Consider the following 14,588-nt stretch of genomic DNA (forward strand, 5'->3'; position numbering starts at 1 on the left):
GTCCTAAATTAACTGTTTCAACGCAATTTCAAAAGCTGTTTCACTAATATTCTTTACGCTAGGGTTTTGATCGAAAATTTGACGGATCGATCGTCTGATAGTCTGGGAAGTATCATTGAAAATAGCTTCGTCCGTCATCTCGACCTTACTCTCCATGAAATAAGCGAACACCCTGGCCATCCCACAATTACTTATGAAATCCGGGATCAAGCTAACCCGTTCGTCTGTAAACTCCATGATCGGCCCAAAAAAGATCTCTGGATCGGCAAAAGGCACATTGGCTCCACAACTGATCACTTCTAATCCATTGTCCATCAGGCTGGCGATCTGGTCCTTGGTGATCAACCTTGAGGCTGCACATGGGGCAAATATATCGGCCCGACAGTTCCAGATCTCTTGGTTGATCTGATCAAAACTCAGCATATTATCAGCCACCAAGGTATTTCCATTCTTATTCAGGAACAAGGATCTGATCTCTTCAAAGCTGAAGCCGTCATTGTTAATGATTCCGCCGTCCCGATCGATTATACCCACTATGCTGGCACCCATTTGTGCCAGGTAATAGGCAGCGGCCGATCCGACATTTCCGAATCCTTGTACAATAGCTCGCTTGCCCTTTACTTCACCTCCATAGATATCGTAATAGTGCTTCACCGCTTCGGCTACGCCAAAGCCGGTGATCATGTCCGCCACAGTATATCGTTTATACACATCGGGAGAGTATTCCGGAGAGTCGATTACCTTGATCACCCCGTGACGCAACTGCCCGATACGATTGATCTTATCTGCCTCACTAGGCACGAAATGACCGTTAAAAACTCCTTCCTGAGGATGCCAGACGCCACTTGCCTCTGTCATGGGTATGACCTCATGGATCTCGTCCACATTCAGGTCTCCCCCAGTGCCATAATACGCTTTGAGCAGAGGACTGACTGCCTTATACCAGCGCTCCAATACTCCTTTTTTCCTTGGATCATGCGGATCAAAATTGATCCCGGATTTGGCTCCACCGATGGGAGGTCCGGAAACGGTGAATTTCACCTCCATGGTCTTGGCCAAAGAAAGCACTTCGTTCATATCCAATCCCGGGCGCATCCGTGTTCCTCCTCCCGCAGCACCACCTCTAAGGGAATTGATGACAGTCCAGCCTTCGGCCTCGGTCAGGGGATCCTGCCAATGAAAAACAATTTCGGGAGCTTTGTTCTCGTAGGTTTTAAGCAGTTCTTTCATAGGTTGTCGTTAAGCGCCAAATATAAAAATTTGCCGGCGCTATTCTCCAAAATTTTCGGGGTTTTAGGGGTGAAATATCTTGCCTGAGCTATGATTTTTTTTTGCACCGGTAACCGATGCCAAACAGTTGACTTCATTGCGGAATCGCAATACTCCTAATAGTCCAAATATCAGGGCTTCTTTATGCTCTATTAGATTGGCCTGAGGTATCGTAATCTCTGCCTCGCATTCTTCCCGAATCCTACGGATCAGAAAATCGTTGTAAGCCCCACCCCCTGTGATCAGGACCTTACTCTTAACCGGAATGGAACCAGCAATCTGCTCGGCCATATGTTCCACCAGGGTCCTGAGCATATCGCAGTGCGGTAAATCCGTCTCCACTAGAATCGGATCTATTTGCTCACTAACCCATTCTACTCCTAAGGATTTAGGTGGTGACAATTGGTAATAGGCCAAGTTGTTCAAGCGGGTCAATAAGGATTCATTTACGTTCCCGGAAGCTGCAAGTCGCCCCTTGTCATCATAGGGATAACCTAACTTTTGAGCATAGCGGTTTAGCACAATATTCACAGGACAGATATCATAAGCCAAACGTTGCCCATCGTTCTCCATGGAACAATTGGCAAAACCACCCAGATTAAGACAGTATTCATAATCGTGAAACAAGAGTCGATCACCTATAGGAACCAAAGGCGCGCCTTGACCACCTAAGGCCACATCCTGAGTTCTAAAATCGCAAACTACGGGTAATTGTAAGGCTGTTGCCAAAACTTGCCCATCCCCAATTTGTCTGGTGTAACCCAGCTCCGGCCTGTGCCAGACTGTATGCCCATGACTACAGATAGCGTCTGGCCTACCATTCAATTGACCGATAAATTCTCGGAGGATATCTATCAAATGTTGGGTAAAATCATCTTCCAACTGTTTAACTTCTCCCACCTCCAGTAGACTGCAATCTCGAAGCCGATCCTGCCATTGATGATCGTATTCAAATGTGGTTGTCTTGAGGAAATTATAGTCCCAATTCCCATCAGGGCTCAAACTGAGTTGGATGTAGGCGCAATCTACTCCATCCAGAGAGGTGCCACTCATCACCCCAACCACCTTGTATACGTCTTTAAACATATGAGTAAAAGTATTGGGATTTATTGAAAAAATGGCAACTAAGAAGTATCTTTGCACCACTTTTCTTGAAAATAATTTAACGTATTGCCGCTATGGATTTTAATCTTTCAGAAGAACACCTCATGATTCGGGATGCAGCCCGTGATTTTGCTCGTACGGAATTGCTGCCCGGAGTGATAGAACGTGACACTCATCAACAATTTCCTGCAGAGCAGGTCAAGAAGATGGGTGAATTAGGATTCCTTGGAATGATGGTGGATCCAAAATATGGCGGTGGCGGAATGGACACATTGTCTTATGTGCTGGCCATGGAAGAGCTCAGCAAGGTTGATGCCTCCAGTTCGGTGATCGTTTCCGTGAACAACTCCCTGGTGTGTTGGGGTATCGAAACCTACGGGAGCGAAGAGCAGAAACAGAAATACTTGACCAAACTGGCCACTGGAGAATCTCTTGGAGCATTTTGTCTGAGTGAACCAGAAGCTGGAAGTGACGCAACATCACAACGCACTACAGCTATCGACATGGGTGATCATTACATCCTGAACGGAACCAAGAACTGGATCACCAACGGTGGAAGCGCAGATTATTACCTGGTCATCGCCCAAACGGATCGTGAAAAAGGACACCGAGGAATCAATGCCTTTATCGTGGAGAAAAGTTGGGAAGGATTTGAGGTTGGACCCAAGGAAGACAAACTAGGTATCCGGGGGAGTGATACCCACACCCTGAACTTCAATGATGTAAAAGTACCTAAGGAGAATAGGATAGGTGAAGATGGATTCGGTTTCAAATTTGCCATGAAGACCCTAAGCGGTGGTCGGATCGGAATTGCTGCCCAGGCTCTTGGAATCGCATCAGGCGCTTACGAACTGGCCAAAGAATACTCCAAGATCCGTAAAGCTTTTGGCACCGAGATTTGCAACCATCAGGCGATCGCCTTTAAGTTAGCCGACATGTATACCCAGATCACTGCTGCTCGACACTTGGTCATGCAAGCAGCCTGGGATAAGGACAATGGCAATAACTACGATCTAAGTGGAGCGGTGGCCAAACTTTACGCCTCACAAGTTGCCATGGAGACCACAGTCGAGGCAGTTCAAGTGCATGGAGGAAACGGATACGTAAAAGAATACCACGTAGAGCGATTGATGCGAGATGCGAAGATCACCCAGATCTACGAAGGGACCAGCGAGATCCAAAAGATCGTGATCTCTCGCAGCGTTCTTAAAGAGTAGTTCTCTGGTCTAAAGCAGGAAGTTCCAAACCAGACCAAACCGGATGACCGCGTCCCGGTAGGGATAGCCCGGTGCGGAGAAGTGCTTGTTGGTACTGCTGAAAAGCTGGTTGAAGTGCTCCCATTTAAAGAATATCCTGGTCTGTTTCACCTTGACATTAAAGAACAGGTCCACTAAGGGGAAGGCTCCTAGTTTTTCATCATTCTGAACGTAGAATTCGGCGATCACAGGATCGTAGGCATTCATGTTGTATTCGGTGAAGAATGTGAAGTTAAGGCCCGTTTGGACAAATAGCGCATTTTTAAACCACCTGTCCTCGTAATACAAGGAATTTCGTGTAACGAATTCCGGCACATTGAATACCTCTTCTCCGCTCAAGGCCTGTTGAAAGAGGATCGTATTCATTAGGGCAAACTTCCGCCAACGGAACTCCTTTTCAGCTTTTACCTTCACATAATCTACCCGCTCCCCAAACTGAGATGGGCTAGGTGTACTATCATTGGACCGTATCTGGTAGTAGGTATAGTCGTCGATACCGGTATAGGTCACTGTAAGATCCAACCATTTGCTGGAGGCCAGATCCAGCTCAAGCTCCTGGGTCTTGATGTTGTTCAGTTCATTTTGCCAGTTGTAATTGACATAATCACTTTGGTACAACAGAAAACCGAAATCCGGGGCCACGGAGTGAATCCTGGCCGTTGCAGTCACCTTGCTTTCTGGTTGTAGCTGATATCCTATCCCTGCCTCTAAGAAATTGCCGTCAAAATCTCCAGCCAGGTTGATCGCTCCCTTCCCAAAGACCTCAAATCGACGATACTGTTTTTGGTAGGTCGCACCCAGCTCTACCAGGTCTCCTTTCAGACGGTTAGTGATCCTTCCCTGATCCAGGATCAACACCGAATTGTACCCGTAATTATAATCCGTGTATTTCACATAACCGCCCAACTGTCCGATCACATCGTTTTCCCAGCGGACATAACCACTTCCTTGGAAATCCTCCAGTTTGGTCTTTTTACGCAGGTCAGTTGCCACATAGGCCGGTCCAAATCCATCATAAGCACTGTTTTGTCTGTACTCGTAGAACTTGTCTTCATACATCCCCCAGCCCCCTAAAGTCACAACATTTTGGGAGGTGCTGTCCACATCCTTGATCAGGTCGTACTCTAACTCACCGAAAAAACGCAGCCCTTCCAGTTTATTCTCGGCATTTTCAAAATTCACGTCCAACCGTCCCCTATCCTGGAATTCAGGGTCGTTCGCCTCAAATAGGGCAATTGAACTCGGGGTAAGCCCACCATTTTCCTGATTCAGTATATCCTGGGCAGCGATATGCCCCCTGAATCTGGTTCGTTTATTGGGTGCCACCCAGTTGGAAGTAAAACGAAAGTTCCCGGTGCTAGCCAGTGCATGTTGGTACTTCCCTAGGGATCGCAACCCTTTGTACGCCACCGAAAAGTTGAAATTCTTTTTGGTGTTAACCGTAAAAAATGCATCCAACTGCTGTCCTTGTTCAAAGGCTGTTTTAAAGTACAATTCCGTTAAAGGTGTCGGGACATTGAAGTAATTCATGTCTTCCATATCCCGATAATTAAAATGATGGGATTGGGCGACGAATCTCGGTTTCAGATGATTGGAGTCGAAGTTGTATGCCAGGGTATTGTAGGTCTGTCCGACATTGTTAAATGGCAGCAGCTCAAACCGATCTCGTCTCAGATAATTGAACTTGTATTCTTTCTGAATACTTTGTGTAGTATCCAGGAAAGTGGTATCCCGATCGTGGGAAATGATCTTATACAGGTCAATGGGTGCCCTTCTGATATTATTCTTATCCAGAAATCCTTGTTCCTCCTGGTCATTATCCTTGCCCTGACCGACGTTAGGAGGTGGCACATTCTGGTTAATTCTCAGTCCCTTATCTTGGGCCCAACAAACGGTCGAAAAGCCAATAAAAACAACAAGGACAAGCCTTTTAAACATACAGCTGCGGACTTATGCAGCAAAGGTATACTTTTGAATGGAATTCCTTAATTTTAATTATGCTGCAGTCCCGAATCCAGGAAGAGTTGATCGAGTGCGGAACGGACGAGGCCGGTAGAGGTTGCCTGGCCGGACCGGTTACGGCAGCGGCGGTCATCCTTCCTCCGGATTACGACCATCCCATCCTGAATGACTCTAAACAACTCAGCACCAAACAACGGAATGCCCTACGAATAGAGATCCAACGGGAAGCCATTTCCTATCAGGTGTGCCACATTCATCCCAAAGAGATCGATCAGATCAATATTTTAAAGGCCTCTATTCTGGCCATGCAACGGAGCATACTTCAATTGGATCCTCAGCCGGGTTTCATTGCGGTGGATGGCAACAAGTTTATCGAACTTCCAGGCAAGCAGCACCAATGTGTGATCAAAGGAGATTCACGTTACCTGCATATTGCAGCTGCCTCCGTATTGGCCAAGACCTATCGGGATGAGTATATGGCCAGGATCGCTTCAGAGTTTCCTCAATACGGCTGGGAGTCCAACAAGGGGTATCCGACAGCGTCCCATCGAGAAGCCATTTCAGAATTCGGCCCCACCCCTTATCACCGGATGAGCTTTAAACTTCTCCCAACTCAATTAAAACTGGAACTTTAGCGTTAGCTGTTAAAAAGTAGTCAATAACTGCTGCTTGTAACCGAACCAGCGTGCATGCATCCTTTTTATTTTTACATATGCGATTGACCTGGACCAGATTATTATTGGGGATTGGACTTGTTACGCTAATGGCCTGCAATAACAGAGCAGACCAAAATCGTGACCTGTTTACCTATGTCCCCGCGAACGCAGATTATGTCTGGAGATTTGACAACCTGGATGAGCTCCTGGCAGACCTGACCAACAATGATCTTATTGAGGCTGCGGATCAAGGGTCCATTTATAACAGCTTATTGGACTCCCGTGAATTACTCCAATTATTAAAGGTAGACTCCAGATCCTATCTGGCCATGACCAGATTGAACGATAGCCTGAGTCCTATGTTGATCATTACGGATCTCAGGGAAAATCCTGAACTTTTAAACTCTGTGGAGGGCTTGCAAGAAAAAGGAATTCCTGCAGAGCAATACATTAGTCAGTTGGTCTTGGGTCAAAACACTTATTACAAAAGCCTTCAGGATAGTATTTTAATCTTATCCGATTCCCAACTTTGGCTGAAGGAGGGATTGAACAGATCTATCGCTCAGGATTCTCTTCTTGAACGCATATTGCAGATTGATGCTGGAGGTGAAGTAGGTATGGCCAGAAGAGCAGATGGCCTCTTTAACAGAGATTCCACCCAGATGGATTTTGCTTCCTGGGTGGCTATGGAAACGCGATATCTTCCGGAGGGAATTGAGGCACATGGTGTTGTACTGGCACGTGATAGTACGGATCAATTTGTCAGACTATTCGACGGCTTAAATCCTCAACCAATTAACAGCTTGTACCGTATTCCCAGAGATGTCGAATCGGTCACAGGGTTTACGTATAGCGACGACGAACGGTTGTTTGAGAACCTGGCCAATTACCGATCAGAACGCTTTATCGCAGACAGCATACAAGCCGTCTTTGAGAGTATAAATGAGATTACGGTGATTGACCGAGGTGACCATCAGGCCGTCATCATGCACAGTCTGGATATTGACCAGTCCTGGCTGGAAATAGCATCTTTCATGACCCAAAACGAGACTTATCGTGAGATTGAACTCTATGATTTCTCCCAGGCCAATTGGCTATCTGATTTGCTCCAACCACTGGTTTCTGCCCGGTCGTTAAAACTGGCCTTTCAATTGAATGAACACCTGATCATTTGTTCAAACAGAGGATTGGCCGAGTCCATTATATCCTGTAGTCAGCAGAATAATTGCCTGGATAGCTCTTCGGATTTCCAGATCGCCGCAGACCGTATCAGTTCTTCGGCTTCTTATTATTTGGTGCAAACCGATGATCCCGGAAAAGCTCCCTTTGCCAATTGGTTTGGACTAGCTCCCACAAATCTTAAGACCTATCCCCTGAATATTATCCAGATGAGCTACGATAGGGACTTTGCCCATGTTAACCTGATCGGGCAACAAAGGCAGGCTGAGACCGTAAGTACAAGTGGTAGCGTCTCGGAGATCACACACATCAATTTGGATCAGGATATATTAGGTGATCCGGTTTTCTTTAGTAATCATCGTACCGGCGGAAAGGACATCGTCGTCCAGGATGTGACCAATACCCTACATCTGATATCCAGCGGCGGGAAGATACTTTGGAGCAAGGCTTTGAGCGAACCCATCCTTGGCAGGGTCAAGGAGGTCGACATCTTACGCAATGGAAAGAAACAGTTGGCTTTTACCACTACACGAGGGTTACACGTTCTGGATCGCAATGGAAATGCCGTTGCCCCTTTTCCTAAACAATTCAGGGATGAGATCACTCAACCCCTGGCCTTATTTGACTACGACCGCAATAGAAATTACCGTTTCGTGATCGTACAGGGAGAAGAGGTTCATATGTACGACCGTCAAGGTAAAACGGTCAAAGGTTTTGGATTTGACAGAGCATCCTCCCCCATTGCCTTACCCCCTGTACACATCAGGATGGACCAACGCGATTATCTGCTGTTCGCAGAAGATTCTGGCAAGCTCAATATTCTGAGTAGAAGAGGTAAAGAAAGGATCAAAGTAGAACAGAACTTCGAATTTGGAGAGAACCCGCTGGAACAAGAAGGCTCCACCTTTGTGGTTATTACCAAGGACAAGGTTAAGCACAGCATCACCCAAAGTGGAACAGTCCGTTCACAGCCATTGAACGTTTCCAATTCCTATTGGTTCAATATGGAAGCTAAAGTTAAGGCTACCATGGACGACAACCTGCTGCGGATCAACGGTCGCTTGGTCGAACTGCCTTACGGGATCTACACCTCACCGGGCATCTTCAGTCGAAACCGGAATTACTTTGTCACCGTAACAGAGACCCAAGACAACAAAGCCTACCTCATCGATCAGCAAGGAAGCGTCATCAATGGATTCCCGGTATTTGGACAGGGAGCGATAGACTTGGGAGATGCCAACAGGAATGGAAAGCTCAATGCCTTGGTGAAAGGAGGAGATCGAGAGATCATCCTATACCAGATCGATTAGGCTAGTACTATGACTGAGTTTCGAACAGTTGGTTAAAATGCTCAAGCAGTTTGCCTTTGACCTCTTCCATGGAGACTTTTTCCCTGCCTAACTCTACATTTAAAGAGGTAACGGCCTTGTCTTTGATACCACACGGGATCATATGATCGAAATACCCGAGGTCAGCATTGACGTTGAAGGCGAAACCGTGCATGGTCACCCAACGACTGGCACGCACACCCATGGCACAGATCTTTCGGGCAAATGGGGTTCCCACATCTAACCAAACACCCGTTTCTCCGGGCGAACGCTGTCCTTTGATCCCGTATTCGTCCAAGGTTAGGATGATCATCTCTTCCAAGGTTCGGAGATAGCGATGAATGTCGGTAAAGAAGTTCTCTAGATCCAGGATCGGATAACCGACTATCTGACCCGGACCGTGATAGGTGATGTCCCCTCCCCGATTGATCTTGTAGAAACTAGCCCCGATCTCTTGGAGTTTGGCCTCATCAACTAGAAGATTATCAAAATCCCCACTCTTACCCAATGTATAGACATGTGGATGTTCTACAAACAAGAAATGATTGGACGTCGGCAGTTCCTTTCCCTGCCTCCGGTTGGTGATCTTGGTATCCAGTATCTGTTTAAAGAGATCCTCCTGGTAGTCCCAGGTCTCTTTATAATCTCGGTATCCGAGATCCTCTACCTGAACCTGTTTATTCATGATCAGTCTTCTAGTTCGACCTCTAGATCAAGTATGTCGGGATCTTTAAAATAAGCCAAGAAAGAACGGTCAACCTCAATGGTCTTGCCATCCAGGCTCAATTTAGCATCCTTTGCAGAGGCATTCTTGATACGCTTTGGGAAGGTATATCTCAAGGTGTATCGCATGCCTTCCAAAAAGCTTTCGGCGGAGGCTACGCTGTCCATTTGTTGTTTGTGCTTTTGTGGATCACGAATAAATGCGTCTCGTTTAAAGACACCATTCTTCATACTGAACTTAACCCCGATCAGACCTTCGGAAGAATCTCCTGCAGATTGACTGTTTTCATCCTGAGAGAAACCACTCATAAAATCTCCACTTTTCTCAAAGGCAGCCATCAGATCCCCAATCTCATCGACACGGTCAAACTCCGTAAAGACTTCAATGTCCATCTTTCCACCATCTGGATCCATGTAGGTACGGAAGCTAAAGTCCTCCAATTCCTTTAGACGCTTTTGTTCCTCAGCAGGTAGCGTTGCGATGCTATCTTTCTTTTGTTCGAGGAAATCCCGCATTCGGATAATGGTATCTGTCTTGGTAAGGGTGCTGTCCTGTGCCAACTGGCTCAAGGTCATCATCTCGCTCATATCCATGGACACGGCAATTTTACCAGAGCCGTCTTCACGGACTTCCATGGTTTCTACAAACTGACAACTACTGGCAACTAAAACAAGGGCTAAAGCGAAAAAGAAACGGTAGATCAAAACTTATCGATTAGGGTTATTCAAAATAATTAGTGCTGCTATCACTCCGGGTATCCAACCACATAATGTTAGGATAAGTACGATCACTATAGAACCGCAACCCTTATCCAAAACCGACAGTGGGGGAAACAAAATGGCTAGCAAAACACGCCATATGCTCATAGACTACAAATTTACGATTAATATCCATGGTATCAGTACAGCTGATCGGGCTTTTGTTACATCGGGCAATTAGCTATATTCGGGTATGAAATTGCCCTTGCCCTATCTTCTCATATTGCTTCTTAGCCTTGGAAGCCAGCTAAGGGCGCAGCATGTTTTTTCTGGTCATGTGGACACCACAGGTCAGAGTGAAATATTTCTTTCGCTGATAGATGACTATCGGAAGATAAGCGGGGTATACCCGGAACAGATCATTGCCAGGGCCGTACCAGACTCCAGTGGTTTCTTTAGTTTTCAGGGTGACAATCTTCCTAAAGAAGACCGGATCTATCGGATCCATCTCTCGCTATGCCCTGAGGACGAAGACCAGGCTAGTCATTTCAACGGTCAATGTGTCAATAGCCGGGAGATTCTGTTTATAGCTAGTAGAAACGACACCCTATCCCTTCCACTTAATTCCGAAGACGAAATTTTCTGCAAGATCTCTTCCGGCCGCGACGAAAGTTCGATGCTTATGCGGGTTGATTCCCTCAAGAATGACATGCTTTTCGACTTTGGAAGTTATCGCAGTGCGACAAACCAGGAAATGAATACGGTGAATTGGTTTGATCGCTTCAGTGAATTTGGACAGCAACTGGGTCATCCACTGGCACAACTCTACATTTACAGCATAGTGAGCGACCGTCGCTCGCCCTTTTACCAGCATTACTTAGACCATTTGGATGATGCCGGATTTGACCAACTGGCAGACAGATTGGAGCTGCAACTACCGGGAAGTAACTATGGCAAACAACTAAGGTCAGAATTGAAAGCAGACCAAGTCACTACAGGTCTGAAGTGGAGTCTTGACAGCTGGATGCTTTGGTCGTTGATAGTAATTCTCCTTATATCACTGGGTGTCAATTTCTATCTGATCCGGCAAAAGAACATCACCCCTAAAGGAAAGAGTTTGGTACTTTCGAATCTCTCTCAGCAAGAACGAACCATTTTGCAGCTCATCGTTGACGACAAGACCAACAAAGAGATTGCCTCGGAATTACACATTAGTCTCAGTACCGTAAAGACGCATATCAACAATCTCTATCGCAAATTAGGAGTTGGTTCGCGAGCAGATGTAAAATCCCTCTGGGGATAAATCCACCGGGGGTCTAGTCCCGATTTCCATCCCCGTTTCCTTGCCCTCCCGGGGCATTTGATCCCATATTGCAGAAAAAAAAACATGAGATCAATACTCCTATTATCCCTGTTCCTAACCGGATCGGCCCTTGTAGCCCAAACAATCAATCAGCAAACAACAGACAGCAGAGATCGCGTCATACTTCTAGGTCCCATTGACCAACAAGGACTGTCCGAAGCTCCGTTTTCCAGCTGGTTCCTGGAACGTAAAAGCGATTATCAAGCCCAAGCAGAGACCCTCGAAAAACTCCACGGACAACTGGGAGAATACGATTTGACATTATTTATGGGAACCTGGTGCGGCGACAGTAAAAGAGAAGTGCCTCGCCTTTACAGTTTACTCGAAACTGCCGACTACCCCATGGAGAGAATGACTGCCATTGCGGTAAGTCCGGACTCCGAGACCTACAAACAAAGTCCGGGAGCAGAAGAGCGGGGACTAAACATTCATCGGGTACCTACCCTGATCCTTTCCAAAGATGGAAAGGAAGTAGGGCGAATAGTCGAGCATCCCCAACTTAGTCTGGAAGAAGATCTACTCGCGATCTTGGAAGGTAACTACCAATCCCATTATGCAGCAGTCGATCTTCTGGACGCATTGATCGACGATCTGGGGGTGCAAAAATTTAGGACGCAAATGGAAGACGTCGTCCCAGAATATAGGCAGACACTAGAGTCTGTATATGAGCTCACAACCTATTCCGCCGTTCTGGAAGCTGCCGGAATGCAGGAAAAGGCCTTGGCCGTGGCCCAATTCAATACCCTGATCTACCCTGAAGAAGCCTATGCCATGCTCAATTTGGGCAAAAGACAAAAACAGGCAGGTATGCTTGCAGAGGCAAGAAAGACCTTGGAAAATCTGCTCGTACAGCAACCAGAGAACAAACAAGCCAAGAAACTATTGGCCAGCCTGGGTGAAGAGCAGCGTTAGGTACCGGTTTTTAGTTTTCTTTTGTAAATATTCCTTGGAAATGGGCTAATTTTGCTGACTCAAAACAGCAACCCATGCAACTCACCGAACAGGAACGCGTAAGACGAGAGAAATTGGCCCAATTACGAGCCATGGGCATCGATCCGTATCCACCGGAATTGTATCCCGTGGATCAGATGACTTCCCAGGTCAAGTCCGACTTCCAGGAAGGGCTTCAAGTCAAAATGGCTGGGAGATTGATGTCCAGACGCATTCAGGGAAAAGCGAGTTTCGCCGAACTACAAGATAGTGAGGGCCGGATACAGGTTTATTTTAACCGGGATGAGATCTGTACTGGAGAGGACAAAACCCTGTACAACGATGTGTACAAGAAGTTGCTGGACATCGGTGATTTTATTGGGATAGAGGGTGAACTCTTTACCACTCAGGTAGGCGAACCTACTGTCATGGTGAAGAATTTTACCTTATTGGCGAAATCCCTACGGCCACTACCCTTACCTAAAACAGATAGTGAAGGAAATGTGCACGATGAATTCAACGATCCGGAACTGAGATACCGGCAGCGGTATGCTGATTTGGTGGTGAACCCACAAGTAAAGGACACCTTCATCAAAAGGACCAAACTGACCAACACCATCCGCAGGTTCTATAACGACATGGGCTTTTTGGAAGTGGAAACTCCCATACTACAGCCTATTCCGGGTGGGGCTGCGGCCAGGCCATTTGTGACTCATCACAACGCCTTGAACATACCTCTGTATTTGAGGATTGCTAACGAGCTTTATTTAAAGAGACTGATTGTAGGTGGTTTTGACGGGGTGTATGAGTTTGCCAAGGACTTCCGTAATGAAGGCATGGACCGGACCCACAATCCGGAATTCACCGTGATGGAGATGTATGCGGCCTACAAAGACTACAACTGGATGATGGATACGACAGAGCAATTACTGGAGACCATCGCCATGGAACTACACGGAACCACTGAAGTGACCTTTGACGGCAAGAAGATCGATTACAAAGCGCCTTATCAACGGGTCGGAATCCTGGATGCCATTAAGGAACATACCGGACACGATCTCTACCAGAAAAGCGAGGATGAGGTCCGTGAAGTTTGCGGAAAGCTGGGCATCGAGGTCGATGAGACCTTTGGAATCGGCAAGATGATCGATGAGATCTTTGGCGAAACCTGTGAGCATCTGTACGTTCAGCCCACCTTCATCATTGACTACCCGGTAGAGATGAGCCCGCTGACTAAAAAACATAGAACAAAGGAAGGCCTTACAGAACGTTTTGAACTAATCGTAAACGGAAAAGAACTGGCAAACGCCTATACCGAGCTTAACGATCCAATTGATCAGCGGGAGCGCTTTGAAGATCAACTCAAACTATCTGAAAAAGGTGACGACGAAGCCATGTTCATCGACCAGGATTTCCTTCGGGCACTGGAATACGGTATGCCTCCAACCTCGGGAATCGGGATTGGAATTGATCGGCTGACCATGTTCATGACAGATAACCAGTCTATACAGGAAGTTCTTTTCTTCCCGCAAATGAAACCGGAGGTAAAGCAAGTCGCACTGAGTGATGAGGCGAAGAATGTTCTAGAACTGCTCAAAAATGCCCAGCAGATGTCGCTAAACGACCTAAAGACCCAAGCCGGGCTCTCCAACAAAAAGTGGGATAAGGCCATCAAAGAACTAACCAAGAACAAGCTAGCGAAAGTCGAAAAGACCGATGAAGGTCTGTTTGTTGAGATGGTTTAATATCAAAATGTCTCCCTGAGAGCGGTCGAAAGATTTCTGATATAAGAAAAGGATTTACATACACGTAAATCCTTTTTTATTGCTTTATGGAGCAGACCGCAGCAAATAAACTAGTGTTGACAGTCACGGATTGGTCACCATAGAATACATAATGATCTCTTAAAGGATTATATCGTCCGGTTAATTTTAGTTAAGGTTGGTTAACAATCAGTTAAATTACCCGTAGTTCAGTAACAAATACCTTCCAATGAGAGTCTTCTAGTCAATCAATCAATTATGAATTTAAGACGTACAATCATGACAACCGTAAAACATTTCGTCCTCGCGATCACTTTACTTGCAGGAACAACTTTATCCGCGAACAACGATCCAGT

12 protein-coding genes are annotated in these 14,588 nt (G+C 46.3%); 6 read left to right on the plus strand and 6 right to left on the minus strand.

What is annotated here, in order from left to right; genetic code table 11:
- Positions 1 to 3: 3 nt before the first annotated feature.
- Together BST85_RS08940 and BST85_RS08945 are read right to left on the minus strand one after the other, a co-directional pair.
- A complete protein-coding gene (locus BST85_RS08940; RefSeq protein WP_104812929.1) occupies positions 4 to 1,230 on the minus strand; it encodes a Glu/Leu/Phe/Val dehydrogenase dimerization domain-containing protein in 1,227 nt (408 codons plus the stop codon).
- Positions 1,231 to 1,293: 63 nt separating this feature from the next.
- Positions 1,294 to 2,355: an anhydro-N-acetylmuramic acid kinase gene (locus BST85_RS08945; RefSeq protein WP_104812930.1), complete on the minus strand. Its 1,062-nt coding sequence runs from the start codon at positions 2,353 to 2,355 to the stop codon at positions 1,294 to 1,296.
- 92 nt (positions 2,356 to 2,447) lie between these two features.
- Here BST85_RS08945 and BST85_RS08950 point away from each other — a divergent pair, with 92 nt between their 5' ends.
- Positions 2,448 to 3,590 (plus strand): acyl-CoA dehydrogenase, encoded by a 1,143-nt coding sequence (locus BST85_RS08950; protein ID WP_104812931.1) that lies wholly within the window; start codon positions 2,448 to 2,450, stop codon positions 3,588 to 3,590.
- Positions 3,591 to 3,599: 9 nt separating this feature from the next.
- Here the strand turns inward: BST85_RS08950 and BST85_RS08955 are convergent, their stop codons facing one another.
- A complete protein-coding gene (locus BST85_RS08955; RefSeq protein WP_104812932.1) occupies positions 3,600 to 5,567 on the minus strand; it encodes a putative porin in 1,968 nt (655 codons plus the stop codon).
- Between the two features lie 59 nt (positions 5,568 to 5,626).
- Here BST85_RS08955 and BST85_RS08960 point away from each other — a divergent pair, with 59 nt between their 5' ends.
- Together BST85_RS08960 and BST85_RS08965 are read left to right on the plus strand one after the other, a co-directional pair.
- On the plus strand, positions 5,627 to 6,226 hold the full coding sequence (locus BST85_RS08960) for a ribonuclease HII (protein ID WP_104812933.1): 600 nt from the start codon (positions 5,627 to 5,629) through the stop codon (positions 6,224 to 6,226).
- Positions 6,227 to 6,303: 77 nt separating this feature from the next.
- Complete coding sequence (locus tag BST85_RS08965) at positions 6,304 to 8,736, plus strand: hypothetical protein (RefSeq protein WP_104812934.1); 2,433 nt, start codon at positions 6,304 to 6,306, stop codon at positions 8,734 to 8,736.
- Positions 8,737 to 8,743: 7 nt separating this feature from the next.
- On the opposite strand, the gene lipB is transcribed toward BST85_RS08965, so the two are convergent.
- Genes lipB through BST85_RS08980 form a run of 3 tightly spaced genes read right to left on the minus strand, consistent with a single transcriptional unit; the run spans position 8,744 to position 10,344 of the window.
- Positions 8,744 to 9,439, minus strand: a complete 696-nt coding sequence (lipB, locus tag BST85_RS08970) for a lipoyl(octanoyl) transferase LipB (RefSeq protein ID WP_104812935.1) — start codon at positions 9,437 to 9,439, stop codon at positions 8,744 to 8,746.
- Between the two features lie 2 nt (positions 9,440 to 9,441).
- Positions 9,442 to 10,182: a hypothetical protein gene (locus BST85_RS08975; protein WP_104812936.1), complete on the minus strand. Its 741-nt coding sequence runs from the start codon at positions 10,180 to 10,182 to the stop codon at positions 9,442 to 9,444.
- A 3-nt stretch (positions 10,183 to 10,185) separates the two neighbouring features.
- Positions 10,186 to 10,344 (minus strand): YqaE/Pmp3 family membrane protein, encoded by a 159-nt coding sequence (locus BST85_RS08980; protein ID WP_104812937.1) that lies wholly within the window; start codon positions 10,342 to 10,344, stop codon positions 10,186 to 10,188.
- Between the two features lie 85 nt (positions 10,345 to 10,429).
- On the opposite strand from BST85_RS08980, the gene BST85_RS14585 reads away from it, so the two are divergent.
- The 3 genes from BST85_RS14585 (at position 10,430) to lysS (ending at position 14,214) form a co-directional block, all read left to right on the plus strand.
- Positions 10,430 to 11,479 (plus strand): helix-turn-helix domain-containing protein, encoded by a 1,050-nt coding sequence (locus tag BST85_RS14585; RefSeq protein WP_104812938.1) that lies wholly within the window; start codon positions 10,430 to 10,432, stop codon positions 11,477 to 11,479.
- A gap of 84 nt (positions 11,480 to 11,563) precedes the next feature.
- Entirely contained in the window at positions 11,564 to 12,451 is an 888-nt protein-coding gene (locus BST85_RS08990; protein WP_104812939.1) for a TlpA family protein disulfide reductase, read from the plus strand.
- 74 nt (positions 12,452 to 12,525) lie between these two features.
- Positions 12,526 to 14,214, plus strand: a complete 1,689-nt coding sequence (gene lysS / locus BST85_RS08995; protein ID WP_104812940.1) for a lysine--tRNA ligase — start codon at positions 12,526 to 12,528, stop codon at positions 14,212 to 14,214.
- Positions 14,215 to 14,588: the final 374 nt, after the last annotated feature.

The sequence above is a fragment of the Aureitalea marina genome (genome assembly GCF_002943755.1).
In the GTDB taxonomy this organism is placed as follows: domain Bacteria; phylum Bacteroidota; class Bacteroidia; order Flavobacteriales; family Flavobacteriaceae; genus Aureitalea; species Aureitalea marina.